Annotated in this window: 23 protein-coding genes; 6 read left to right on the forward strand and 17 right to left on the reverse strand. The window is 66.8% G+C overall.

Going from position 1 to position 23,753, the window contains the following annotated elements:
- Window positions 1–18: 18 nt before the first annotated feature.
- From ACFQZZ_RS27495 to uraD, 6 genes are all read right to left on the reverse strand, one after another.
- Window positions 19–3,078: a molybdopterin cofactor-binding domain-containing protein gene (locus ACFQZZ_RS27495; RefSeq protein ID WP_378686525.1), complete on the reverse strand. Its 3,060-nt coding sequence runs from the start codon at window positions 3,076–3,078 to the stop codon at window positions 19–21.
- Window positions 3,075–3,932, reverse strand: coding sequence for an FAD binding domain-containing protein (locus ACFQZZ_RS27500; protein WP_378686527.1), 858 nt, complete (start codon window positions 3,930–3,932; stop codon window positions 3,075–3,077). The genes ACFQZZ_RS27495 and ACFQZZ_RS27500 overlap by 4 nt, the downstream gene beginning before the upstream one ends.
- Window positions 3,933–4,920: 988 nt before the next feature.
- Window positions 4,921–6,291, reverse strand: coding sequence for an 8-oxoguanine deaminase (locus ACFQZZ_RS27505; protein ID WP_378686528.1), 1,371 nt, complete (start codon window positions 6,289–6,291; stop codon window positions 4,921–4,923).
- Window positions 6,279–7,184 (reverse strand): factor-independent urate hydroxylase, encoded by a 906-nt coding sequence (gene pucL / locus ACFQZZ_RS27510; RefSeq protein ID WP_378686530.1) that lies wholly within the window; start codon window positions 7,182–7,184, stop codon window positions 6,279–6,281. Before pucL ends, ACFQZZ_RS27505 begins: the two co-directional genes overlap by 13 nt.
- A 7-nt stretch (window positions 7,185–7,191) precedes the next feature.
- Entirely contained in the window at window positions 7,192–7,506 is a 315-nt protein-coding gene (gene uraH / locus ACFQZZ_RS27515) for a hydroxyisourate hydrolase (RefSeq protein ID WP_378686532.1), read from the reverse strand.
- Window positions 7,503–8,006: a 2-oxo-4-hydroxy-4-carboxy-5-ureidoimidazoline decarboxylase gene (uraD, locus tag ACFQZZ_RS27520; protein WP_378687129.1), complete on the reverse strand. Its 504-nt coding sequence runs from the start codon at window positions 8,004–8,006 to the stop codon at window positions 7,503–7,505. Before uraD ends, uraH begins: the two co-directional genes overlap by 4 nt.
- A gap of 150 nt (window positions 8,007–8,156) precedes the next feature.
- Between uraD and ACFQZZ_RS27525 the strand changes: the two genes are divergently transcribed.
- Both ACFQZZ_RS27525 and ACFQZZ_RS27530 read left to right on the forward strand, forming a co-directional pair.
- Window positions 8,157–8,801 carry an NTP transferase domain-containing protein gene (locus ACFQZZ_RS27525; protein WP_378686533.1) on the forward strand — a complete coding sequence of 215 codons (645 nt, stop codon included), beginning with the start codon at window positions 8,157–8,159 and terminating at the stop codon, window positions 8,799–8,801.
- 13 nt (window positions 8,802–8,814) lie between these two features.
- Window positions 8,815–9,834 carry an XdhC family protein gene (locus tag ACFQZZ_RS27530; RefSeq protein WP_378686535.1) on the forward strand — a complete coding sequence of 340 codons (1,020 nt, stop codon included), beginning with the start codon at window positions 8,815–8,817 and terminating at the stop codon, window positions 9,832–9,834.
- Window positions 9,835–9,837: 3 nt separating this feature from the next.
- On the opposite strand, the gene ACFQZZ_RS27535 is transcribed toward ACFQZZ_RS27530, so the two are convergent.
- From ACFQZZ_RS27535 to ACFQZZ_RS27550, 4 genes are all read right to left on the reverse strand, one after another.
- Window positions 9,838–10,929: an ABC transporter substrate-binding protein gene (locus ACFQZZ_RS27535; protein WP_378686537.1), complete on the reverse strand. Its 1,092-nt coding sequence runs from the start codon at window positions 10,927–10,929 to the stop codon at window positions 9,838–9,840.
- Between the two features lie 75 nt (window positions 10,930–11,004).
- A complete protein-coding gene (locus ACFQZZ_RS27540; protein WP_378687131.1) occupies window positions 11,005–11,802 on the reverse strand; it encodes an ABC transporter permease in 798 nt (265 codons plus the stop codon).
- A gap of 107 nt (window positions 11,803–11,909) precedes the next feature.
- Window positions 11,910–12,656 (reverse strand): ABC transporter permease, encoded by a 747-nt coding sequence (locus ACFQZZ_RS27545; protein WP_378686539.1) that lies wholly within the window; start codon window positions 12,654–12,656, stop codon window positions 11,910–11,912.
- Complete coding sequence (locus ACFQZZ_RS27550; protein WP_378686541.1) at window positions 12,653–13,471, reverse strand: ABC transporter ATP-binding protein; 819 nt, start codon at window positions 13,469–13,471, stop codon at window positions 12,653–12,655. The genes ACFQZZ_RS27545 and ACFQZZ_RS27550 overlap by 4 nt, the downstream gene beginning before the upstream one ends.
- A 163-nt stretch (window positions 13,472–13,634) precedes the next feature.
- On the opposite strand from ACFQZZ_RS27550, the gene pnuC reads away from it, so the two are divergent.
- The 3 genes from pnuC (at window position 13,635) to ACFQZZ_RS27565 (ending at window position 16,838) form a co-directional block, all read left to right on the forward strand.
- On the forward strand, window positions 13,635–14,327 hold the full coding sequence (gene pnuC, locus ACFQZZ_RS27555) for a nicotinamide riboside transporter PnuC (RefSeq protein WP_378686542.1): 693 nt from the start codon (window positions 13,635–13,637) through the stop codon (window positions 14,325–14,327).
- 92 nt (window positions 14,328–14,419) lie between these two features.
- Window positions 14,420–15,862 (forward strand): MFS transporter, encoded by a 1,443-nt coding sequence (locus ACFQZZ_RS27560; RefSeq protein WP_378686544.1) that lies wholly within the window; start codon window positions 14,420–14,422, stop codon window positions 15,860–15,862.
- Window positions 15,863–15,872: 10 nt separating this feature from the next.
- On the forward strand, window positions 15,873–16,838 hold the full coding sequence (locus ACFQZZ_RS27565; protein ID WP_378686546.1) for a sigma-70 family RNA polymerase sigma factor: 966 nt from the start codon (window positions 15,873–15,875) through the stop codon (window positions 16,836–16,838).
- A gap of 7 nt (window positions 16,839–16,845) precedes the next feature.
- Here ACFQZZ_RS27565 and ACFQZZ_RS27570 read toward each other — a convergent pair whose 3' ends face one another.
- From ACFQZZ_RS27570 to ACFQZZ_RS27585, 4 genes are all read right to left on the reverse strand, one after another.
- Window positions 16,846–17,598 (reverse strand): TetR/AcrR family transcriptional regulator, encoded by a 753-nt coding sequence (locus ACFQZZ_RS27570; RefSeq protein ID WP_378686548.1) that lies wholly within the window; start codon window positions 17,596–17,598, stop codon window positions 16,846–16,848.
- Between the two features lie 8 nt (window positions 17,599–17,606).
- Window positions 17,607–19,130 carry a cytochrome P450 gene (locus ACFQZZ_RS27575; RefSeq protein ID WP_378686550.1) on the reverse strand — a complete coding sequence of 508 codons (1,524 nt, stop codon included), beginning with the start codon at window positions 19,128–19,130 and terminating at the stop codon, window positions 17,607–17,609.
- Between the two features lie 166 nt (window positions 19,131–19,296).
- The gene (locus ACFQZZ_RS27580; RefSeq protein ID WP_378686552.1) at window positions 19,297–20,088 is read right to left on the reverse strand and encodes a DeoR/GlpR family DNA-binding transcription regulator; all 792 of its coding nucleotides are present in this window, start codon (window positions 20,086–20,088) and stop codon (window positions 19,297–19,299) included.
- Window positions 20,089–20,221: 133 nt separating this feature from the next.
- Window positions 20,222–20,806, reverse strand: a complete 585-nt coding sequence (locus ACFQZZ_RS27585; protein ID WP_378686554.1) for a TetR/AcrR family transcriptional regulator — start codon at window positions 20,804–20,806, stop codon at window positions 20,222–20,224.
- A gap of 88 nt (window positions 20,807–20,894) precedes the next feature.
- Here ACFQZZ_RS27585 and ACFQZZ_RS27590 point away from each other — a divergent pair, with 88 nt between their 5' ends.
- On the forward strand, window positions 20,895–22,043 hold the full coding sequence (locus tag ACFQZZ_RS27590; protein WP_378686556.1) for an FAD-dependent monooxygenase: 1,149 nt from the start codon (window positions 20,895–20,897) through the stop codon (window positions 22,041–22,043).
- 26 nt (window positions 22,044–22,069) lie between these two features.
- Here ACFQZZ_RS27590 and ACFQZZ_RS27595 read toward each other — a convergent pair whose 3' ends face one another.
- From ACFQZZ_RS27595 to ACFQZZ_RS27605, 3 genes are all read right to left on the reverse strand, one after another.
- Window positions 22,070–22,723 (reverse strand): TetR/AcrR family transcriptional regulator, encoded by a 654-nt coding sequence (locus ACFQZZ_RS27595; protein WP_378686558.1) that lies wholly within the window; start codon window positions 22,721–22,723, stop codon window positions 22,070–22,072.
- 81 nt (window positions 22,724–22,804) lie between these two features.
- Entirely contained in the window at window positions 22,805–23,584 is a 780-nt protein-coding gene (locus ACFQZZ_RS27600; RefSeq protein ID WP_378687133.1) for a lipase family protein, read from the reverse strand.
- Window positions 23,470–23,736, reverse strand: coding sequence for a hypothetical protein (locus ACFQZZ_RS27605; RefSeq protein WP_378687191.1), 267 nt, complete (start codon window positions 23,734–23,736; stop codon window positions 23,470–23,472). Before ACFQZZ_RS27605 ends, ACFQZZ_RS27600 begins: the two co-directional genes overlap by 115 nt.
- Window positions 23,737–23,753: the final 17 nt, after the last annotated feature.

Raw genomic sequence — 23,753 nt, forward strand, 5'->3', positions numbered from 1 at the left:
CGTCCTCGGGTAGCCGGGTCACCCCTGCTCTCCTTTCTGAATGACATGCCAGATCCGGTCGGCTGTCATCGGCAACCGGTCCAGTCGTACCCCGACAGCATCGCGGATGGCGTTTGCCAGGGCAGGGGCGACCGGGTTGTACGGCGATTCGCTCATCGACTTGGCGCCGAGCGGGCCGAGGTCGTCGGCCGTTTCGGCGAAGTACACCTCGGTGCGCGGCACATCCGCGAACTGCGGAATGTGGTAATGCCGCAGTGTCTGTGTGGTCACTACGCCGTGGTCGGTGCGCATGTCCTCGTACAGCGCGGTGCCGATGGCCTGCGCCGCACCGCCCTCCACTTGCCCGCGACACTGCACCGGGTTGAGCACCGTGCCGGCGTCGGCGGCCTGGATGGACTGGAGGATGCGCACGGATCCGGTTTCCGGGTGAACCGCGACCCGGAAGGCGTGCACGTTGAAGCTGACCGAGCGGGGGCTGCCGTCATGATCGCCGCGGGCGGACAGCTCACCATCGGCAAGCAGTTCGGCCGCGACGAGCAGCCGATCGCCGCAGCGGACACCGTCGGGTCGTAGTTCGCATTCCGACTCGGCTGTCCCGGTCAGTTCGGACGCCCTGGCCAGCATCCGATCACGCAGCGACAGGGCGGCGGCGTAGGAGGCTTTGCCCGCCACCGTGATTCCGGTCGACCCGAACGCACCGGTGTCGTGTCCGACCAGGTCGGTATCGGACTGCCGGATCACCACTTGCCGCACATCGGCATTCAGCGCCGTGGCCGCGAGCTGGGCGTGCACCGTTGTGGTGCCGTTGCCGAATTCCGCTGTGCCGACCAGGATCTCGTAGCGTCCGTCGGCGAGCAGGCTGGCCGTCGCGTCGGAGCGGTGACCGCGCGGCGGGATAGTGGCGATCATGGACAGGGCCATGCCTTCGCCCACCTGCCAGTCCGGGCCCGGTGAAGCAATACCGTTGCCACGCAATAGCGCTCGCTCGGCTATGTCGATGCATTGGTCCAAGCCATAGCTGCCGAAAACCAGGTCGCCGTCGTCGACTTCCACACCGACGAACCGATCCCCCGGCACCACCACATTGCGTCGCCGGAACTCGAACGGGTCGATGCCGACGGCACGGGCCAGCTCGTCCAGCGCCGACTCCACCCCGAAGATGATCTGCCCGAGACCGTACCCACGGAACGCGCCGGAGGGAATGTTGTTGGTGTACACCGACTGCGCGTCGACCCGCTTGTTGGCGCAGCGGTAGACCTCCACCGATTCACCGACACCATGGAACATCACCCCCACACTGTGATTGCCGTAAGCGCCCGCATCGGCGAGCACGTCGATCGCCAGCGCGGTCAGTATGCCGTCGGCATCGGCGCCCGCTGTCACCTCGACCCGCATCGGATGCCTGCTGGTAGCCGCGGTGAATTCGTCGGACCTGGTGAACTCGTACTGCACCGGTCGCCCGGTCCGCAGCACCGCCAGCGCGATGAGATCCTCGACGAGCATCTCCTGCTTGGCGCCGAAACCCCCGCCGACCCTGGTCGCGAACACCCGCACCCGTTCCCGAGGCAGCCCGAACACCACGCACAGTTCGTCACGCACCAGGAACGGCACCTGCGTGCTGCACCGGATCACGAGCCTGCTCCGCTCGTCCAACCAGCCGATCCCGCCGTGCGTTTCCAGATGCACATGCTGCCCGCGCGGCGAATGCCAAACCCCTCGCACCACATGGGCTGCCGCGTCCAGCCCGGCGGCCACATCACCCACCTCGCCATGCGCCTCGGCAACCAGATTCCGCTCCGCGTCCGCGATGCGAGCCGAATTCGGTTTACCGCCATGCAGTTTCGGCGCCTCCGGACTCAGCGCCTGTGCCGGATCGAACACGGCGGGAAGCACCTCGTACTCCACCCGCAACGCCCGACACCCGGCCCTGGCAACAGCCAAGCTCTCGGCGACGACAGCGGCCACCCGCTGCCCGACGAACCGCACCGTCCGATCCAGCACATACGTGTCATCAGGATCGTCCATCCGAAATTCGTGGCGCGCCGTCGTAAACGCGACATCCGGCGCATCGGCCCAGGTGAGCACCGCATGCACCCCGGGAATCGCCTCGGCGGCCGACGAATCTATCGAAACGATCCGCGCATGCGGATGGGGACTCGGCAGCACCGCGATATGCAATGGTGCGGTCGGCGGGGCCATCGACGCATCGGCGGTGGGGTCGACATCGCGGGCACGGACATCGAAAGTAAAAGGCTCCGTGCCGGTTACGACACGAGCCCCCGCGGGTGCACCGGTTCCACTGCCGATCTGCCCCAAGCCGAAGCCCGCGGTCCTGCCGGTGTCAGAAGCCGCGCCGCGGTCAGTGACCTGGCCGGTGCCAGAACCCGCGCCAACGCCGGAGACCGAACCGGTGCCAGAACCCGCGCCGAAGCCTGCCGCCCTGCCGATGCCAGAAGCCGCGCCGCGGTCAGTGACCTGGCCGGTGTCGGTAGCCGTGCCGCGATCGGTAGCCCCTGTGCCGGAGACCGTACCGAGATCGGAGGCCGTACCGGTGTCGAACCGGCGCGTGATGGGAGCGTTGGCTCCACGTGCCACCGGCGCGGTTTCTGATGCCGTGCCCGGTTCAGGGCTGGGAGGTGTGGCGGTCAGCGCGTCGGTGATGGCGCGATATCCCGTGCAGCGGCAGAGGTTTCCCTTCATCAGCTCCGGTAGTTCGGCCGTGTCGGGGGCTGTCGATCGACTGTCGCAGCCGAGGCCCGCGGCGGTGACCACCATGCCCGCGGTGCAGAAGCCGCATTGGAAGGCTGCCGCGGCGACGAATTGCTGTTGCACCGGGTGTGGGTCGTCGGTGGTGCCGAGGCCGGAGGCTGTGGTGATGGCGCGGTCGGCGGCGCGGTAGGCGGGAATGATGCAGGAGTGCACGGTCATTCCGTCGAGTTGCACCGAACAGGCACCGCAGTCGCCCGCGTCGCAGCCTTTCTTCACCGCCAGGTGGCCGGTTTCACGCAGTAAGGTACGCAGGCATTGACCCGGGCGCGGATCGGCCAGTACGGGCTTGCCGTCGACCTCGAATTTCATTGCTGCGCACCCGCTTCGACATGTAGCTCGGCGGACACTTGCTGGGCAAGGAGTTCGGTGACATGGCAGCGCCAGTCCGGCGCGCCGTGTGGATCGTCGAACCAGGTCGACGGATCGATCGATTCGATGCCCGCCCGCACCTCGGCAGCGCTCGGCGGCTCGGCGAAATCCAGCACAATCGGCCTGCTGGTCGCGGCGGTGATGGTGAGCGCGCACCGATCGTCGCGCTCACGGCGACCCATCACCACCGCCCCGGAACGGCCGAGCGGCGACAATGCGATTTTCCGGAAAGCAGTGCGCGCGAGCAGGCTTCGCGTGGGGATGGTGATCGATCGCAGCACCTCGCCGGGCAGCAGCAGATTGATCCCCGGGCCGATAGCGAACTCCCGCAAGGGGATACGTCGATCGGTTCCGTCCGGCGACCACACCAGCGCGACCCCGTCGAGTGCGATCACCGCGGCGAGCACCCCGCCCGCGGGCAACGACAAGCACACGTTGCCGCCGACAGTCGCGGTCCGCCAGATCTTGTGCGAGGCGAGCAGTGCCCGGCAGCCCTGCGCGAACAGCGCCGTCCCCGGCCACTGCGCACGCAGCACCGGCGTACCGAGCTCACGGCCGGGCCCCGCACCGGCGAACTCGGCCAATGTGCAGGTCGCGGCGATCTCCAGCCCGTCATGCGTCTCCGACAATGCGGGCCAGCCGAGTGTGGTGATGTCGACCAGCCGCTCCAACCGCTCCTGCGGCTCGGAGAACAGGAAGGTGCCCCCGGCGAGAACCCCGCACGAGCCACCCAGGACCCCCAGGTCAGCTCGCTCCCGCGCCACTACCACCTCCCGGATCGTGTCCAGGTCCACGTCTCACCTCGCTCCACTACCTCTGCCGCCACAGTAGAAGCCGAGAGTTGCCGCAATGTTGCACGACACCTGCGCCACATTGCGCCACCGTTACCGCGCCACCACCGGCACCCTTCCCGACCAGCACCGTCCAGCCGCCAGCCACCCTGCTGTCCGGCCCGCTATACCCCTTTCGATGGTCCTAGCGAACCGGATCACCGCATCGCAGGCCCGCCCCGACCGGCCGGGCCGCCCGGCACAATCCAGCCTCCCATCCCGCCCCGCACCTGTCGTGTCCGTTGTGTATACGTTCGGTTGAACGACATGGTCGCTTTGCCGGACTCAGCCCGCTGATAGCTCCGATCCGCCCCACGCCCATGCCGAATCGCATCCTGACGCCGACGCGATCGCCCTCGTCGGTCCCACCCACGGCCCATGGCTGCGCTCCCGCGTCCACACCGAATCGCACCCGACGCGACCGCCCTCGTCGGTCCCCCAGGATCGATGGCTGCGCTTCACGTCTACGCCGAATCACACCGCGACACGACCACCCTCGTCAGTCCCACCCACGGCCGATGGCTGCGCTCCGCGTCCACACCGAATCACACCGCGACACGACCGCCCTTCGTCGGTCCCCCAGGATCGATGGCTGCGCTCGCCGTCCACGCCGAATCACACCGCGACGCGACCGCTCTAGTCGGTCCCATCCAGGGCCGATGGCTGCGCTCCGCGTCGACGCCGGATCACACCGCGACACGACCACCCTCGTCGGTCCCCCAGGATCGATGGCTGCGCTCCACGTCCACGCCGAATCACACCGCGACGCGACCACCGTCGTCGATCCCATCCAGGGCCGATGCTGCGCTCCACGTCCACGCTGAATCAACACCGGACGCGACCGCCCTCGTCGCTCCCACCCAGGACCGATGCCTCAGCTCCAGCCCAGGCCCGCATCGAGTTGCTCCGACGTGAATGTCTATAACCCTCCCGCACGCGGGCCGGGCTGGCCTCAGCCCGCCTTCGCGACGAGTGCGGCCTGCGCTCGGGCTACCTGCGCCCCGACGGTCCGCTCGTCGACGGTGCGAACCTCGCCGTCGCGAACGACCTCGCGTCCGTTCACGATCAAGGCCGCCAGTGGCGGGGCCGAGCCGAGGATCAGTGCGGTCACCGGGTCGTCGATGCCCGCGTGGGCTGGGGTGTCGAGTCGCCAGAGGGCCAGGTCGGCGAGCTTGCCCGGTTCGATCGAGCCGATCTCCGCATCGCGGCCGAGTACCCGTGCGCCGCCGATCGTGGCCAGCGCCAACGCTGTTCGCACGCTCAGTGCGCGCGGTCCGCCCTTGGCGCGGGCGTAGAGCAGCGCATTGCGTGGTTCCTCGATCATCGAGCTGGACTCGTTGCTCGCCGCGCCGTCCACGCCGAGCCCGACCACCGCACCCGCGGCGACCAGGTCCGCGGTGCGGGCGATGCCTGCGCCGAGACGGCCGTTGGAGGTGGGGCAGTGTGCGATTCCGGTACCGGACCGCGCGATCGCGGTGACGGCCGCGTCGTCCAGGTGTACGGCGTGCGCGAACCAGACGTCGGAGCCGATCCAGCCGAGCTGCTCCATGTATTCCGCTGGTGTGCAACCGAACTGGGCCGCACAGAAATCCAGCTCGTCGGCGGTCTCGGCGAGATGGGTGTGCAGTCGCACCCCGGCGTCGCGGGCAAGCACGGCGGATTCACGCATCAGGTCCGCGGTGACCGAGAACGGTGAGCACGGTGCCAGGGCGATGCGCAGCATCGAATCGAACGACGGATCGTGCCAGCGGGTGATCGCATCCGCGCTCGCGGACAGCACGGTGTCCAGCGATTCCACCACGTGATCCGGCGGCAGCCCACCGGAACTCGCACCCAGGTCCATCGAGCCACGACACGGGTGGAAGCGCAGTCCAACCTCCGCGGCGGCCGCGATCTCGGCGCCGAGCAGGTCGCCGCCGGCACGCGGGAAGACGTAGTGGTGGTCGGCCGTGGTGGTGCAACCGGTGCGCGCCAGCGCGGACAGCGCTCCGGTCGCCGCGACGCGCACCGCCTGCTCGTCGATGCCTGCCCAGATCGGATAGAGCGTGGTGAGCCACTCGAACAGGGTGTTGTCCGCCGCCAGACCTCTGGTAATCCACTGATAGAGGTGGTGATGGGTGTTCACCAGGCCGGGGGTCAGCAGGCAGCCACGGCCGTCGATGCGCGGCACGCCACCGAAATCGGGGGCGTCACCCGCGCCGACGGCGCCGATCCTATTGCCGTGCACCGTCACATAACCGCGCCGGAACTCGGTGCCCGCCGCATCGACGGTCGCGACGGCGCATCCGTCGATGACCAGCGTAGGTTCGGTCACTGTCGCCATGCCGACCCCGCCTCAGGCGCATCTTCCCTCGACACCGTCGCGTGGATCAGCCCGTAGGGCCGATCGTCGGCGTGGTACACCTCGCCACGATTGTCGATCCCGAATCTGCCGAGGTCGTAGTCGAAGTGATGTTTGTTCGGCGCGGCAAGCCGGACCTCGGCCAGCACCGGATACGCCTCCAGCGCGGCCGTGCCCATCGCGAACAGCGTCTGCTGCAACGCCTTCGAATGCAGTGTCGCGAACGTCTCGACCAAACGGGCTCGTACACCGGCGTATACCTCGTCCCACTCGACGCCGGTGGTGGTCGCGAAGCGCCACTGCGCGACGAGCGAGGTCGCCAGCATTCGATCGTGCGTCGGTGCGAGCACGGTGAATTCGTCGGTGAGGAAGCCGGCGAACTCGGAACCCGTCGACTTCAGGATCACCAGATCCCGCACGCCGCCGATAACCCAGGCCTGCTGGTCGCTACCCTTGCCCGTCACCGTGACCGTTGCCGTGCGCACCTCGGGACCCGAGCGGGTCCAGGTGTGGTCGTGTTCGCTACCGCCGACCGAAACCCGCTGCCAGGCATACTCTTCGACCTCGATGCGTGCGCTGTCGACCGGCTCCACCTCGTCGACGAAGTGCCTTGCCAGTGCGAGCGCGTAGTCCTCGATGGTCTGCACCCCCGGCTTTTTCGCATACGCGTACGCGGTGTGCTTCTGAGTGTCGGTTGGCAGCACTTTCGACTGGTCACCGCTGATGTAGGCCTCGGCGAAATCGCCGCGCAGCACCGTGGATACATTCAGGTCGCGGATCTCGTGTCGTGCCTCGTCCCGGTAGATGCGGACGATCCGGTTCTCGGCCTTGCCGTAACGGTTGTCCGACAGCACGATCGGCCCGGTCAGCTCCATGAATGGATCAGCTCCCTCGGTAGGTGGAAAAAGCGAAGGGCGACAGCAACAACGGGACGTGATAATGCCGCTCCTCGGTGACGACGAACGCGACGGAAACCTCGGGAAAGAACGAGTCGACCCCCAGCCCGGCGAAATAAGACCCGGTGTCGAACACCAGCCGATAGGTGCCCGCGGCCAGGGTGGCCCCGAGTGCGCCGATCCGGCCGTCGGCATCGGTCTCTCCCGCATCGAGTTGCTCCTCGCCGTACAACGTCACCGCGATGCCCGCCGCCGGCGCACCACGGACCGCGTCGAGCACATGTGTGCTCAGCGTGCTCATCCGGTAGCTCCGAGCATGCGGCGCAACCGGATTCGATTGATCTTCGCCAATTCTGTTCGCATCACTCGCCTTTCGGTCTGTGGATCGTTGCCGAGCCTGGCGTACAGCAGCTCGAGCAGCTCGGCCCCGGATTTACCGGTCGCGCACACCAGGTAGATGTGACCGAATCGCTCCTCGTAGCTGCGGTTGCCCTCGGCGAGTGCGGCCCGTATCGAGTCAGCCGCGCTGGCCACGGTGGCCTGCTCGCGCGCGGACGACGCGGTGTCCGGCCGGTCGCCGATGCGCGGGTGCCCGTCGAGTGCGCGATCGATCTCCGATTCGGGCAGCTCGGCCAGCACCGCGTCGGCCGTTTCCAGTAAGTCCTCGACGTTGGCGTACGGCCGCCCGGCAGCCACCGCACGAGCCAAGGCGGGCGCCGAGCAACAGGCAAGCAACGCCGCGACGGCTTCCGTCTCGGGCAGCGCGTTGAACGGCGCGATGCCCACCCCGTCGAGTGTCATCGGTCCAGCATCGAATACCAACAGCCGGGTTGCCACTCGAACGCGATAGATCACTTCCGGCGTGTCGCGTAGACCCGCCGGGAGTGCTCGTCGCATCCACACCACCTGTGGGAAACCTGCTGGCAACGCTTTCGGACTACCGTTCTCACCATGGGTGTTCCCAACCACGGCGCCGGCACCGAACACGGCGCCGATCCAGCACGTGGAGCAGGCCGCACCGGTGGTCCCGAGTGTGTCGGCATCGTGCTCGCCGCGGGGGCGGGGACGCGTTACGGGAAGCCGAAGGTACTTGCCGAAGGCGGCGCCTGGCTGCATGCCGCGGTGGCGGCACTGCGCGGTGGCGGCTGCGATCCGATCATCGTGGTGCTCGGCGCCACGGGCCCGTCACCGGAGATCGTCGACCTGCCTGCGGGCGTGCGCCACGTGTGGGCGGCGGACTGGGCCACGGGGCTCGGCGCCTCGTTCCGGGCGGGACTGATCGCCGCGGCGAGCACCTCCGCGAGCTACGCGGCGATCATGCCGGTGGATACCCCCGATGTCGGAGCCGATGTCGTCGCCAGGGTGACCGCCGCCGCCTTCGCCGCACCGAGCGGCCTCGCCCGCGCTGTGTTCCACAACACACCGGGGCACCCCGTTGTGCTCGCACACAAGCATTGGACCTCGGCATGTACAGAAGCCGTAGGAGATTCGGGCGCCCGCACCTATTTGTCCGGTAAGAACGATATGGTGTGCGTCACGTGCGACGATTTGGCGACGGGGAACGATCGTGATTACCCGGCCTCGGCCGCACGGTGATCGGAGCTAACTGATGCGCGACATCGTCGAGGACTTACTGCGACTATGGCATTCCGGGCGTACCGGAGGGCTGGCAACCATCGTGCGCACCATCGGTTCCGGTTCGCTACCGGTGGGTTCGACGATCCTGGTCGACGCGAACGGCTCCATCTATGGCTCGGTGCTCGGCGGGTCCGTCGAGTCGACCATCTACGACGCCGCCGTCGAGGCCGCCCGAACGGGTCGGCGCGGACTGCACCGTTTCGGCGTTCCCATCGGCGAGGCAGGCCTCGATTCCGGCGGCATGATCGACGTGTTCATCGAACCGTTCTCCCGCCGAGACTTCCCCGAATTCCCCACTGTCGCAGCCGAAATCGCGGCGCACCGGCGCGTCACCGTGTTCACCGTGGTGTGGAATCCGGATGCGGACCTCATCGGCCAGCACCTGGTCACCGACAAGCGGCACGCCACCGAATTGGTCGCGCTGCCCGAATCGGATCTGTTCGTCGCCTCGTTCCCGCCGCCACCGCGGCTGCTCATCTTCGGCGCCAACGCCTTCGCGGCGGCCCTCACCGTGCAGGCGAAGCTGCTCGGCTATCGCGTCACCATCTGCGACTCACGTGACACCGCCGCCACTCCCGACGCTTTCCCCGGCGCCGAGGTGGTCGTCGACTGGCCGCACCGCTACCTCAACACCCTGTCCGCGGCGGGTGAAATCGACAGCAGCACCGGGATTGTCGTGCTCTCGCACGATCCGAAGTTCGAGATCCCACTGCTGACAGTGGCATTGCGACTACCCGAGCTCGGCTATCTCGGTGCGATCGGCTCCAGGGCCGCCCATGTCAGGCGCGTCGAAGACCTCCAGGCGGGTGGCTTCGACGACGCGACACTCTCCCGCCTGCACTCGCCCGCCGGGCTGGATGTCGGCGCACGGACCGCGGCCGAATTCGCGGTCTCGATCGCCGCTCAACTGCTTGCCGCCCGGTCCGGTCGGACCGGACGGCACTTATCCGAGGGCAGCGACACCTTCCACGCCGAGCAGGCGTTCGCTTAGCCGCTATTTCAGTCCGGGATTCTCGGCGTACACCTCGCGTAGCACGGACAGGTCGAACAGCTGATCGGCCTTGATGTCGATCTGGGCTTTGCGCAATGCGGCGATGTTCTGCTCGATCAGCTGATCGGTCATGCTCAGCAGTCCGTTGGCCGTCGTGTCCTGGGAAACCACGAGGCCGTTCTGCGCGATCGCCTCTTTGGTCTGCTCATCCAGATCGAGCTTCTGGTCCTTGCCGTACACCTCGACGGCCAACCTGGCCGATTCCGCGGGGTCGCCGATGGCGTCCTTCCAGCCCCTGATCTCGGCGATCAGGAAGGCCTTGAGCTTGTCGCGCTCCTTGTCGATGGTGGACTGCTTGACGGTCAGCGTCTCGGCGACCAGCGGCAGGTTGTAGTCGGCGAACAAGAAGTGGTTGTTCTCGAATCCCTTGGCGGCCAAGGTGATCGGTTCGTTGGTCACATAGCTGACCCAGCCGTCGACCTCACCGTTGGCCAGCGGGGTCGGATCGAATTGTGCGGGCACGATGGTGACATCGCTCGGCGTCATGCCGTTGGCGGTCAGCAACGCACCGAAGATCACCTGGTTGGTGTCCTGCACGCCGATCTTGCGGCCCTTCATGTCCTGCGGCGTCTTGATCGGCTTGGCGGCGGAGCTGACGATCGCGAAGGGGTTCTTCTGATACGTGGTTGCGACGATCTTCGCGGGCAGGCCCTCCAGGACCGCGCGTGCGGTGGTTTGCGGGGCCGAGGTACCGAGCCACACCTTTCCGGTGTCGAGCCCGGCCTCCGTCGAGGTGCTCCCTGCGCCGCCCGCGATCAGGTTGACCGAGCCGAAACCCGCCTCCCTGAAATAGCCCCGCGAATCGGCGAAGTACTCGCCTGCGAATTCGATGTTCTTCAACCAGGAGAGCTGGATCGCGACGGTGCCGTACTTGGAACCGTCGTCGATCGAGCCGCCCGATGAGCTGCTGGAATCGGAGCCACAAGCGGCGAGCAGCCCGGTGCCGCCCAGGACGGCGCCTGCCAGCGCGGAGTATCGGAGGAACGAACGGCGGTCCAGGTGCGGCCCGAACGAAGAGCGTTGTGCGGGTGTCATGCGCCGAATCTAGGTCGATTCCGTTTCGATTTCTTTACTTTGACGTTCCGAGCATTGATTTGCGCGAATTCGGTCTCAACGGCGACCGGCTTCGGGGCCGAATCGGGCGAGCACGAGATTTTCGATCACACCGACGATCGCGTACAGGATCACCGACACGATGGTGACGATGACGATCGTCGCCCACAGCTTGTTGTACTGGAACGTCGGGATGGCCCGGATCAGGCTCGCGCCGAGGCCGGTGCCACTACCGAGCCATTCACCGAGCAGGGCCCCGATCAGTGCCCCCGGCACCGAGATTCGGGCCGCGGCGAACACCGAGGGCAGCGCGGCCGGGACGGCGACCATCCGCAACCCGGTCCAGCGCGAGCCACCGTAAGCCGTCACCAGGTCTATCGCCTGCTGTGGTGCGTTGCGCAATCCCGCCATGATCATCACCAGCGCCGGGAAGAACACCACGATCGCGGCCATCACCGTGACACCGGCGAGCCCACGCCCGAACACCAGCACGATGATCGGCGTCAGCGCGACCAGCGGCACCGACCGCAGCAGCATGGCGACCGGCAGGAAGGTCTGCTCGACCGCCGCGAACGATACGAACAGCGCGGCAACCACCAGCGCCGCACCCATCCCGAGCCCGAACCCGATCGCCGCGTCCCGCAACGTGATCTGGAGATCGTCGAAGATGGCCTGCCGCGCGGTACCGGCGTTCTCCGAGGTGACGAGGTACTTCCAGATATCGCTCGGCGTCTTGCCCACTCGCGGCCCGACCTGCGGGTACGCCTTCAAGAAGGCGTACCAGATGGCAAGCATCAGCAAGAGCGAGGTGAACAGCGGGAACAGGAAACGCCCGATCCGGCGCAGGACGTCCACGGTCCCAGCGGCCGCGCTCGGCCGTGACGCCTGGGTGTCCGCCCCGGTGACCGCAGGGGCGTCGCCGACCGCGGCCTTGGTCAGGTCCTGGCCTTCGGCTCGGTCACTCATCGGGCCTCCTGTGTCGTCCACGGCGCGACCAGCCTGGCGGCCAACGCGACGATCGCATAGCCGAGTCCGGCCAGTGCGGCGGCGGCGAGTGCCATGCCCCAGGTGCGTGGCACGTTGTACGCGGTTTGGGCGGCGGTCAGCGCAACGCCGATGCCGCTGTCCACGCCACCGAGGTATTCACCGATGATCGCGCCGAGCACCGCGGAGGGCGCGGCGATCTTCAACGCCGCGAACGTATTCGGCAGTGCGGCGATCGCCTGCACCCGGTACAGCTGCTGCCAGCGGCCGCCACCGTAGGCTCGCACCAGATCGAGGCTGGTCCGGTCGGCCGAGCGCAGGCCGGTCACCGTCCCGACCATCGTGGTGAAGAAGCAGTACATCGCGGCGAGGAACACCGTCGGGGTGCGGCCGCCGAAGACCACCAGGATGATCGGGCCGAGCGCAAGCAGCGGTGTGCAGTAGCTGAGGATGGCCAACTGGGTGGCCAGCGGTTCGATCGGCGGAATCAGCATGATCAGGATCGCCAGCCCGATGGCAAGCGCATTGCCCCACACGAAGCCCTTCAGCGCGCCAAGTGCGGTGATCCGGAAGTTGGGGCCGTAGAGCTCCCAGCCGTCGGTGAACATGGTGTCCAGCACGCGCCACGGGCTCGGGATCGTGCCGCCGGCGACACCGAGCGCCGCAAGCAACCACCAGATCGCGATCAGCCCGGCGATGCCGAGCAGCCCGCCTATCCGTTTCATGCGACGCCGCCCTTGCCCGACTTCCCGAACAACAGCTCCGAGAGGTAATCGTGCAGCTTGTGGAACTCGGGCGTCCGCATCATCTCGGGCGTACGCGGGCGCGGCAGATCGATCTTCACCAGCTCGAGCACCCGCCCTGGCCGCGGGCTCATCACCGCGACCACATCGGAGAGGAACACCGCCTCCGCGATGCCGTGCGTGACCATCAGTGTGGTCGCGGGCTTCTCGGTCCAGATCCGCAGCAGTTCGAGATTGAGCCGCTGCCGGGTCATGTCGTCCAGCGCGCCGAACGGCTCGTCGAGCAGCAGCACCGTCGGCTTCACCACCAGCGCCCGCGCGATCGAGACTCGTTGCCGCATACCGCCGGACAACTGGGCGGGCTTCGCCTTCTCGAAGCCCTCCAGCCCGACCAGCCGCACCAGGTCGGCGATCTGCTCCGGATCGGACTTGAGCCCCGCGACCTGCAAGGGCAGCTTGATATTGGATTCCACCGAGCGCCACGGCAGCAGCGCCGAATCTTGGAAGGCGATGCCGAGCTCGTGGTGACCACGCAACTCGGCGGGTGTCTCACCATCGATGAGCGCCTTGCCCGCCGTCGGCGTCTCCAATCCGGCCAGGATGCGCAGCACCGTCGACTTGCCGCATCCCGACGGCCCGAGCAGCGAAAGGAAGGCACCCTGCTCGGTATGCAGATCCACCGAATCCAACGCCTGTACCGTGCGCCTGCCGACGCGGAACGTCTTCGTCAACCCGCTGATGTGGATGCCCGTCCCGCCGATGGGCTCCTGCTCGCCGGTCTCGCTTGCCGTGCTCATGAAACAAACCCTAGGAGCAGGTCGTTGCACGGATATTGCGAATCGCCACCCCAGATTGCGCAATCGTTACGCTCGGCACGTTAGGACGGCCATTCGTTCGAATCCCGCTGACCCGAATCCCGCGTCGCGGATGAGAAATCGCCCGCTCACGGTTACACCGGTCGTGAACCCGTTTTACGCGCTGCTCGACGCCAAGCTGCATATCGCGGGCTCGGAGATCCTGTGGCGCGAGGTGATCGGCAACGGCTTCGGGCTCGCGTCCGCGATCGGCGGCATGCGCCGGCGGGTCTGGGCGTGGCCGATCGGGATCGCGGGCAACCTTTTGCTGTTCACGGTCTTCGTCGGCGGCATCTTCAACACACCACAGCAGCTGAATATGGCCGGCCAGGCGGGCCGCCAACTGATGTTCGTCGCGGTCAGCGTCTACGGCTGGTGGAGCTGGTACCGCCATGCCCGGATCGAAACCGGGCTCGAGCATCGCGGTGTCGATCCGCGCTCGGCGAGCCCGAGGGAACGGTGGCTCCTTGTTGCCGCCATGGTGATCGGCACCGCCGCCTTCGCCCAGCTTTTCGCCGTGATCGGCTCCTACGGGCCGTGGGCCGAAGCCTGGATCTTCACCGGCTCGGTCCTCGCCACCTACGGCATGGCCCGTGGCCTCGCCGAATTCTGGCTCATCTGGATCGCCGTCGATCTGGTCGGCGTGCCACTGCTGCTGAAGGCGGGCTACTACCCGTCCGCCACGCTCTACCTGGTCTATGCGGGCTTCGTCGCGTGGGGATTCGTCGTCTGGACACGAACGCTTCGCCCGCGGAATCCGGTTGCCACACGTCCCGAGGTCGTTGCCGTAGAGCAGTAGCCGGATCGTCCGGACGAATTTTCTCCTCCTCCGATGAGTCTGCGCCGCGGCGCAGGTATGTACTCACAAACCCATCGGAGGAGTGCATCGCAATGAAGATGACTGTCGGTCAGCGCTGGGTGCTTGCGCTGACATCGTTGGCGGCGGTGATGATCATGCTGGACGCGTTGGTCGTCACCACGGCGCTGCATGCGATCCAGCTGGACCTGCATGCGACGATCGCCGAGCTGGAATGGACGATCAACGCCTACACCCTGAGTTTCGCGGTGCTTTTGATGGCGGGCGCGGCGCTCGGCGACCGATACGGCCGAAAGCGAGTGCTCGTCGTTGGGCTCGTCGTGTTTTGCGCGGCGTCCGCCGGGTGCGCGCTGGCCCCGAGTCTCGGATGGTTGATTGCGGCGCGGGCGGTGCAAGGCGTCGGCGCGGCCGCGGTGATGCCGGTGACGATGGCCTTGCTGTCGGCCGCGTTCGGGCCGCAGCAGCGGACGCGGGCGCTCGGATTATTCGCGGGCATCACCGGTTTGGCCACGCTGGGTGGTCCGCTCGTCGGCGGCGCGGTGGTGCAAGGCTTGGCCTGGCAGTGGATCTTCTGGCTGAACGTGCCGATCGGGGCCGCTCTGGTTCCGCTGATCGTCGCTCGGCTCGACGAGAGTTCCGGCGTGGCGCGCAAGCTGGACTTCCTCGGCATCGGCCTGGTGAGCGCCGCGGCGTTCGGTCTGGTGTGGGGGCTGGTTCGCGGCAATGAATCCGGTTGGGCCAGTACCGAAGTCATCGGTGCGTTCGTTGTCGGCGCGGTGTCGTTGTTCGGATTCGTGCGCTGGGAGCTGCGGACGCCGTCCCCGCTGATTCCGATGCGTTTCTTCGCCTCGCGGGCCTTCTCCGCCGGTAATGCCGCCGGGTTCTTGCTGTTCGCATCGATCTTCAGCGGCGCGTTCTTCTTCGCCCAGTTCCTGCAGCAGGTTCAGCACGAGGGACCGTTGGGCGCCGGTCTGCGCTTGGCGCCGTGGACGGTGACGCTGTTCCTGGTCGCGACGATCGCGGGCAAGCAGGTCAACAGGTTCGGTGAGCGGCCGCTGATCGTCGCCGGATTGCTGATGCAGGCCACCGGCTACGGCTGGATCGCGCTCATCGCCGACCCCGACCTGTCCTATCCGGCCATGATCGCGCCGTTCGTGATCTCCGGGATCGGGGTGTCGATGGCCATCCCGGCCGCCCAGAGCGCCGTCCTGCGTGCGGTGCCGATGGCCGCCGTCGGTGCCGCGTCCGGCACCTTCAACACCATGCGCCAGCTCGGCGCGGCCTTCGGGATCGCTTTGCCCGCAGCGGTTTTCGCGGCGGTCGGCGGTTTCGACTCGGCGCGGGCGTTCAGTGACGGATTCGCGGCGGCGATCGGGACAGCGATGGTTCTCGCGCTGGCGGGCGCGGCCATCGGTCTGCTGATCCCCGCGGGTGCGCCGGTTCCCGCCGAAGCAGGTGCGCCAGTCCGCACCGAACCATCCGCGCTGGTGACTGTGCGGCCCGCGCCGAGTCGATAGGTTCTGATCCATGACCGTAGATGCCGATTTCGAGGCGCGAACGACGCAGCATCGCCCGGAGCTGCTGGCGCACTGCTATCGCATGCTCGGCTCGATCCACGACGCCGAGGATCTGGTGCAGGAGACCATGTTGCGCGCCTGGCGGGCCGCGGACCGCTTCGACGAGCAGCGCGCCTCGATGCGCACCTGGCTCTATCGGATCGCGACAAATGCCTGCCTGACCGCGCTCGAGCAGCGCGGCAGGCGGGCACTACCCACCGGGCTCGGCGGACCGAGCACGGAAATGCGGACCCGCCCCGAGAAGCACCCCGAGCTCTCGTGGCTGGAGCCGATTCCCGATGCGCTGCTCGGCACTTCGGCCGACGACCCCGCGACCGTCGTGGCCGCGCGCAGCGGGATCCGGCTCGCCTTCATCGCGGCACTGCAGTATCTGCCGGCCCGGCAGCGTGCGGTGCTGATCCTTCGTGACGTGCTCGCCTGGTCCGCCGCCGAAGTCGCCGACCTGCTCGAAACCTCCCCCGCCGCAGTCAATAGCGCGCTACAGCGCGCCCGCGCCCAACTCGAGAAAGACGCCCCGATGCTCGATCGAATATCGGAATCCCTGAGTCCGGACGAACGCGCGATGATCGACCGCTACGCATCCACCTTCGGCAACGCCGACATGGACGAATTCGCCAAACTACTGCGCGACGACGTGACCCTCGAAATGCCACCCGCTCTGCTCTGGTTCGCAGGCCGCGCCCATGTCCTCGAATTCTTCGCCGACAAGTGCGCCACAGACCCGACCCAGTGGCGCCCCATCCCGACCGCGGCAAACACCGAACCCGCCATCGCCTACTACCTTCGCGACGAAACCGGCACCTACCGTGCGCATTCCATCCATACCTTCACCCTGAAGAAATCGGCGATCCATCGAATCACCGTCTTCGTAGACCCCACCCTCTTCCCTCATTTCGGCCTCCCCCCAACCCACTGACCACCAGTCAGTGGTCGGGGTGGTGAGCGGCGGCGTCGGCGAAGAGTTCGCCGAGGACGGCGGCGACGTTGGCGGAGCGGTCGAAGTGGTAGCCGAGGTCGGCCGCGTGGCCTGCGAACATGTACCAGGTCGATGAGGTCAGCAGGGTGGCGATCGCTTCCTGGTCCGGCTGTTCGGCGTCTGGCGGCACGCAGATGTATTGGGTGACAACGCCCTCCACCATGCCGACCAGCCCAACGACCAGCGGGCGGAAGCCCGTCACATCGATGCCGAGCACCGCTGTCCAGGACGAAAACCGGTGCCACAGTGCGTCGGCGATCCGATGCCTGGCGGTCGCGAGGCCGGTCTCTCCCGGTTCGTTGCCGTGCACGTCGCCGGTCCAACCGAACCGGTACAGATTCGGATGCTCCGCCGCCCAGGAGACGACCGCGCGCATGACCTCGAGAATGATCTCCTCGGCGCTCTTGCCCGGATCGAGCACCAGCATCGATTCGAACTCCGCCAGATAGCGCCCGAGGATGAATTCGCGCACCTGGGCGTCGAGATCTTCCCGATTCTCGAACTGCCGGTAGATCACCGAGCGCGCCAAACCTGCCCGCTCGGCGATCTGCTGGATGGAAACCTCGGTGCCGGGCGCGTTCTCCTCGATCAACGCCACGGCCGTTTCCAGGATCAAGGTCTGTCGCGCGGAGTTGTGTTCCTTCCAGCGCTGCCCACCCGAGCGCCTGCGATGGTGCCGCATGTCGGCGGACGGTTTCACGGTGCCGACTATACGGCCGTGTCGGCGGGCTCCGACTGCGGCAGGAATCGCGGCCGCATCGGCAGCGGGCCGTCCGGACCACCGGTGAAGGAGATCTGTCTGCGCACCCGCTGCGGCGAGACCGCGTCCAACCGCATGTGCTGGGCAAAGGTCGCGACGACCAGCGCCGCCTCCATACTCGCGAATCCCGATGCGACACACATCCTTTTACCCGCACCGAAGGGCAGTGAGGCCCGCTTCTGTTCGCGCTCCAGGTTTTCCGGCAGGTACCGGCTCGGGTCGAATTCCTCCGGCCGGTCCCAGACCCGCTGGTGGTGGTGTACCCCGTGCACCACGATCGCTACCGTGGTCCCCGGCTTTATCGGGTAGCCGGCGAGCGCGTCGTGCTCCTTCGCGGTCCTGGCCAGGCCGATCACCGGCGGCAGCAGCCGCATGGTTTCGGAGACGACGGCCTGCGTCCACGGCAGGTTATCGAGGTCGGCGGCGGTCGCGGGACGCGAACCGAGCACCGAGCGCACCTCATCGTGCAGCCGCTGCCGCACCTGCGGATGCTCGGACAACAGCTGCCACACCCAGCTCAGCGCGGTCGCGGTGGTCTCCATGCCCGCACCGATGAAGGTCATCAGCTCGTCGTGGATCTCCTGATCGGTGTACTGGTAACCGGTTTCGGGATCCGACGCGTCCATCAGCAGGGCCAGCAGATTGTCCTTGTGGTCGATGCGTCCGCTGCGATGGTCGGCGATCAACCCGTCCACCACACCTTCGGCATGCTTCAGATCGCGCATGGCCTTGGGCTCGACCAGCCAACCGGAGGCTCGCATGATGCGCATCGGGAGCCGGGAGTTCGCGGCATCGCCGCCGCGGTGGCTGCGCTTGTGCAGCCAGATTCCGATGTTGTGCGTCGGGCGGCTGAGGTTTGTCATGAAACCGCGCCCGAAGAACCGCAACAGCCGGGCGAGCACCACCTCGGACATCGGCCCGGTGATATCGGTGCCGAACATGGTGCGCGAGGTGATGTCCAGGGTGAGACGGTTCATTTCGGCGCCGATGTCGACCGGGTCGCCGAACGCGGAAAGTTCGCGAATGCGGGCGACCGCATCCCGCGCGGCCCTGACCATCACCGGCGCGAAACCGTCGACATTGCGCTTGGCGAAGATCGGCTGCACCAGCCGCCGATTGCGTTGCCAATTCGCATCATTCAGATCGGTCACCAGCCCGCGACCGAAAGCGACTGCGAGCATGTCGTATTCGGGGCTCTTCATATAGTTGTTCTGGTTGGTGACCAGCACGTGCCGCGCCAGTTCCGGGCTGCGCACGATGACGAACTTCGCGAACGGCACCCGCGCCACCAGGATGTCGTCCTGCCCGGGCAGGCTGGTCACATAGTCGAGGACGGTGTGATCGCGGACGCGCGGCAGGATGCGCAGCGACAGCCGCACCGACTCCCACCAGGTGATGGGCGTGTTGTGCCAGCGAATAAAGGTCGGCGCCCACCTGGGCGGATGCATTGTGGAATCGACACCGTCGGCCATAGCCCGGCTCCCTTTGACGTTCTCAATGAGACGTGATGTCCCACTAACGCTAGTGAGACACGGTGACTCGGTCAATGGTCTGCGACTACGAATCGGCGATCACCCGGCAACGACAAAACAGCCCGGCGAGCCGAATGGCCGCCGGGCCGCACTGCACGGAATGGACTTACACGATGTCGACCCGGACGCCCGCGGCACGGATCGTCGCGACGGCCGCGGGATCAGCATCGGAATCGGTGACGAGCACATCGATCTGCTCGATGCCGCAGATCCTGGCCAGCGCGGACCGCTCCAACTTGTCGGCGGTGGCGACCACCATGACGTAACCGGAACGGCGCACCATCTCGGTCGTCACCCCGGCCTCGTCGATGTGCCTGCATTGCGCGCCACCCTCGGCGGAGATCGCATTCACCCCGAGGATCAGCGAATCCAAGCGCAGCTCGGCCAACGCACGCTCGGCCAACGGCCCGTGCAGCTCATAGGACTCCCGGCGCGCCACCCCGCCGAGACAGATGGTGCGCAGATGCGGGCGCAGCACCATCTCGCCCGCGATATTCAGCGCGTTGGTGACTATCGTCAGCTGATCACCACCGGCGTTCGCCAGATCGGCGCGCCCGGCCAACGCCCGCGCCACCGCCGTAGTGGTGGTGCCACCGTTCATGCCGATCACCGCACTCGGATTGACAAGTGTCGCAGCATGTTCGGCGATCCGCTGCTTGGCTTCGCCGCCGGTCTGCCGATAGCGGGCGGGCAGGTCGTAGGCCACGGTGGTTGCCACGACCCCGCCGTGCGTCCTGGTGGCCAGCTGCTGTTCGGCAAGCGCGGTGAAGTCGCGGCGCACCGTCGCCGGTGATACGCCGAGGCGTTCGGCGGCTTCCTCCACCGATAGCCGCCCCGAGTCGGCGAGCAGTTCGAGCAGCCGGTTCCACCGCTGCGGCCGGTCCGTCGGTCCGGTCATCTCACCCCATCCCGGTCGATCCGGCGACCTGCCGTTTTTCGATGCACGCGAACAATCTGACCACAGGCACGCTGCAGACCGTAGAGATTCCAGACGGGTCTTGCCAAGCCTGGCGACAACCACTCGGCCACACTCACCTCTTTCCCGGCGGTGCCCGGAGCCCGTCCAGCACGATCTCGACGACACGGTGGACGGCCTCGGCATACGACTCGTTCGATCGGGTGTAGATCTGCAACGTCATCAGGGCGGCCACGTCCTCTGTCCGAATATCCGCGCGCACGACTCCGGACGCCTTGGCCTGCTCGGTCATTCGCGCGACGAGGTCGACGATCTTGCCGCGCACTTCGCGCAGTCCCGGGTCGGCCTGAATCTCCGCGTGCAGCGACGGCTCGATGGCCGCGGCAAGTCCGCCCACCTTTCGTTCGGCGCATTCGTGCAGGAATCGGCGCAGCGCGGGCCACGCGTCGACCTCCTCCTGCCAGCAAGTTGCGGCGGTCCGCGCCAGGTCGGCGAGGTAGGAGTGGGCGGTCGCGGCGATCAGCGCGTCGCGGTCCGGGAAGTGCCGATACAGCGTGCCGACGCCGACGCCGGCGCGGTCGGCGATCTCTTTCATGGGTACGTCGATGCCTTGTTCACGGAATGTCACCAGGGTCGCCGCGATGATCTGGTCGCGATTGTTCCTGGCATCTGCCCGCTGTGCCGGGGTCGTGGCACTCACCTCCCACATTAAGTGGACGAAATCCTTCCGCTTACTGTACCCTCTCCTAAGTGGACGAAATTCGTCCACTTACGTGGAAGGCGCTGCCATGAACAAGACGGTTCTGATCTCGGGCGCAGGCATCGGCGGCTCGACGCTCGCGTTCTGGCTGGCCCGCGGGGGCTTCGAGGTCACAGTGGTCGAACGGGCCGCCGGAGCGCGCTCCAGCGGCAATCCCGTCGACGTCAAAGGCCCCGCGGTCGACGTAGTCGAACAGATGGGCGTCATGCCGCAACTGCGCGCGGCCGGGTCCGATGTCTCCCGAATGAGCTTTGTCGACGGCCGCGGCCGGCAGGTCGCGCATGTCGACCTGAAGGCCTTCCGGGGGTCAGCGGGTGCGCGCGAAGTCGAGGTGCCCAGAGCCGATCTGGCGAACATCCTGCTGGATGCCGGAGGTGAACAGGCCGAGTTCCTCTGGAACGACACCATTACCAGCCTCACCCAAGGTCCCGACGGAGTGGATGCCACCTTCGCCACCGCGCGGCCACGCCGATTCGACCTGGTCATCGGCGCGGACGGACTGCATTCGGCGGTGCGGCGCTTGGCCTTCGGCGACGATAACGAGTTCATCGAGCACCAGGGGATCTACGTCGCGACGCTGCGAATCGACCAACCCTTCGGCGATGACAGGGAAGTCCTCATCTACAACACGCCGGGGCGCGCGCTGGCGGTGCATCCGACGCGCGGCAAGGCGATTGCGGCATTCATGTTCCGCCACAAGGGCGTACCCGGCTACGACCACCGCGATACCGCGCTGCACAAGCGGATGGTCATCGACGCATTCACCGATCAGGGCTGGCGACTGCCCGAACTGCTCGATCAGGTACGCAGCACCGACGACCTGTTCTTCGACTCCGTCAGCAAGGGTGAGCTGCCGAGGTGGTCGGACGGTCGCATCGCCCTGCTCGGGGACGCCGCCTCCTGTGTATCGCTGTTCGGCGATGGTTCCACGCTCGCCATCGCCGGGGCGTACACCTTGGCGGAAGAGCTTGCTGCCGAGCCAGGAGATCACGAGTCGGCGTTCCGGCGCTACGAGAAGCGACATCGCGTGTTGGTGGAACCCAAGCTCAATGGCGTTACGGCCGCGGCGGCACTGCTGATCCCCGCGACCAGATCCGGGATCGCGGTACGCAATGCGGCCACCCGAGTAGTGCCTGCGGTCAACGCAATCCGGAGTCTGCTTCGGCCTGCGGCATGACGGACGCCGGAGAAGTGAATCCCGGATCAGTTCAACGCGAGCCCAGAATTCACGAAATATGCGATCTCATCGCATATTTCATCGAGCGAGATCACCGAATCGGGCAGCGTGTTCTGCACCAGTTCCTGCGCAAGCGAATTCACCGCGCCGATCACCGCGAGCGCGAACAGATCGAAACGCCGCGGCTTGGTTTCGCCACGTTCGACCGCGCGTTGCGCCTCGCTCATCAACAGCGCCGAAAGCAGCCGCCGCTGCTGTCTGCGCCAGTCCTCCACCGCCGGGCTGACACCGACCACCTCGACATAGCAGACCCGCGCGGACCGCTGGTCGTGACAGGTCACATCAAGATAGGCGCGAAAACCGTCGACGACCCTTTTCGACAGCGGCTCACCCTTCGTCTCATCCAATACTTCCAACGCTCGTTCCACGGCGTGCGAGGTAATGCGATTTACCAGCGCGATCAATAGCGCCTCACGGCTGCCCATATCTTCGTAGAAGCTGCGGGTGGAAACATTGGCGGTGGTACACAGCCGCTCGATCGAGGTCGCGGCATAGCCATGGGTGCCGAACAACTCCAGCGCGGCATCGACCAGCCGCGTCTGCCGCTGCGCTACCCGCTGCTCCTTGGATAGGCCGCCGTAACTGCGACCGTCCCTTGGTTCGTCACCCTGCCGTGCCACGCTTCGATGCTACCGGGCGAACACGGCCGCACCCCGGCGCGGACATCAGGATGACCGGGTCGACGCCGGGGCGGGGACTGACTAACGCTGCTGTCCGATGGCCTGCCCGACGAGGGCTTGGGCCATGGGCGGCAACAGATCTGAGAGACCCTGTGCGAACTGCGGTTCGGTCAGCGTGCTCACCGGACTGGTGATCGTGCATCCGGCGGTCGCGGTGACACCGTCGAGCCGGTCCTTCAGCCAATAGAACGCGCCGGGCAGGTGCGAGATGACACCCGAGATATGTTCGGCCGCGAATTCCCGAACGTAGGTGACGCTCGGCGCGCCTTCGCGGCAATACTTCTCCACAGCGGCGTCGGTGCCACCGATAGGAATCAGTTCGTCATTCTGCGCGTGGTAGAAGTAGATCGGCACCGACGGCGTCTGCTGGCCGAGAGAATTGTCCGCGATTGCATTCCGCACCTCGGGCAGGGACAGCGGGGCGCCGCCCCGGAAAGTGCCGAGGTAGTTGAATCCGGGGAACAGTATCGCGCCCTGCGGATGGCACAGCACCTTCTTCGACGCCATCACGAATTGCCCGAGCAGATCCACCCGCTCGCGCATCACCCGCTGCACCTCCGGGTATTCGGTTGCCAGTCCGACGAACGACGCCGAGATCAATCCGGCGTACACGCCACTGTTGTTGTGCCGAACCACGGCCGCGTAGTCACCGGGTGCGACGCCGCCTACCGCGACGCCGACGATATTCAGTTCCGGCGCATAGCTTTCCTTGATCTCGGGTACCAGCCCCGGCCGAGCCCAGCGGCGATCGGAATCAAGGTTTCGGCCGCGTTGACGTAATCGACTGGAATGGCACCGGATTGGATCACGTACGACGGCGCGCAATACTGTGCCCCGCTGTCCTCGGCGATCTGATACGACAGCAGCTTGCGCCCACCCTCCGGCGCCGCACCGCGTGGCCGCAGGATCGTGGTGACGGTCGCGATGGCCTCGCCGTGGCTGTTGTTCTTCACGGAAGTCCATACCCTGA

Source organism: Nocardia sp. GCM10030253, from assembly GCF_042675075.1.
Classification (GTDB): Bacteria; Actinomycetota; Actinomycetes; order Mycobacteriales; family Mycobacteriaceae; genus Nocardia.

Bases quoted from the DNA above. Each gene is read 5' to 3' on its own strand.
- ACFQZZ_RS27590 (WP_378686556.1), top strand. From the start codon at position 20,895: ATGAACAAGACGGTTCTGATCTCGGGCGCAGGCATCGGCGGCTCGACG.
- ACFQZZ_RS27545 (WP_378686539.1), bottom strand. From the start codon at position 12,656: ATGAAACGGATAGGCGGGCTGCTCGGCATCGCCGGGCTGATCGCGATC.
- ACFQZZ_RS27560 (WP_378686544.1), top strand. From the start codon at position 14,420: ATGAAGATGACTGTCGGTCAGCGCTGGGTGCTTGCGCTGACATCGTTG.
- ACFQZZ_RS27550 (WP_378686541.1), bottom strand. From the start codon at position 13,471: ATGAGCACGGCAAGCGAGACCGGCGAGCAGGAGCCCATCGGCGGGACG.
- uraH (WP_378686532.1), bottom strand. From the start codon at position 7,506: ATGAGCACGCTGAGCACACATGTGCTCGACGCGGTCCGTGGTGCGCCG.
- uraD (WP_378687129.1), bottom strand. From the start codon at position 8,006: ATGACACTCGACGGGGTGGGCATCGCGCCGTTCAACGCGCTGCCCGAG.
- ACFQZZ_RS27535 (WP_378686537.1), bottom strand. From the start codon at position 10,929: ATGACACCCGCACAACGCTCTTCGTTCGGGCCGCACCTGGACCGCCGT.
- ACFQZZ_RS27525 (WP_378686533.1), top strand. From the start codon at position 8,157: ATGGGTGTTCCCAACCACGGCGCCGGCACCGAACACGGCGCCGATCCA.
- ACFQZZ_RS27580 (WP_378686552.1), bottom strand. From the start codon at position 20,088: ATGACCGGACCGACGGACCGGCCGCAGCGGTGGAACCGGCTGCTCGAA.
- ACFQZZ_RS27530 (WP_378686535.1), top strand. From the start codon at position 8,815: ATGCGCGACATCGTCGAGGACTTACTGCGACTATGGCATTCCGGGCGT.
- ACFQZZ_RS27575 (WP_378686550.1), bottom strand. From the start codon at position 19,130: ATGGCCGACGGTGTCGATTCCACAATGCATCCGCCCAGGTGGGCGCCG.
- ACFQZZ_RS27505 (WP_378686528.1), bottom strand. From the start codon at position 6,291: ATGGCGACAGTGACCGAACCTACGCTGGTCATCGACGGATGCGCCGTC.
- pucL (WP_378686530.1), bottom strand. From the start codon at position 7,184: ATGGAGCTGACCGGGCCGATCGTGCTGTCGGACAACCGTTACGGCAAG.
- ACFQZZ_RS27495 (WP_378686525.1), bottom strand. From the start codon at position 3,078: ATGAAATTCGAGGTCGACGGCAAGCCCGTACTGGCCGATCCGCGCCCG.
- ACFQZZ_RS27565 (WP_378686546.1), top strand. From the start codon at position 15,873: ATGACCGTAGATGCCGATTTCGAGGCGCGAACGACGCAGCATCGCCCG.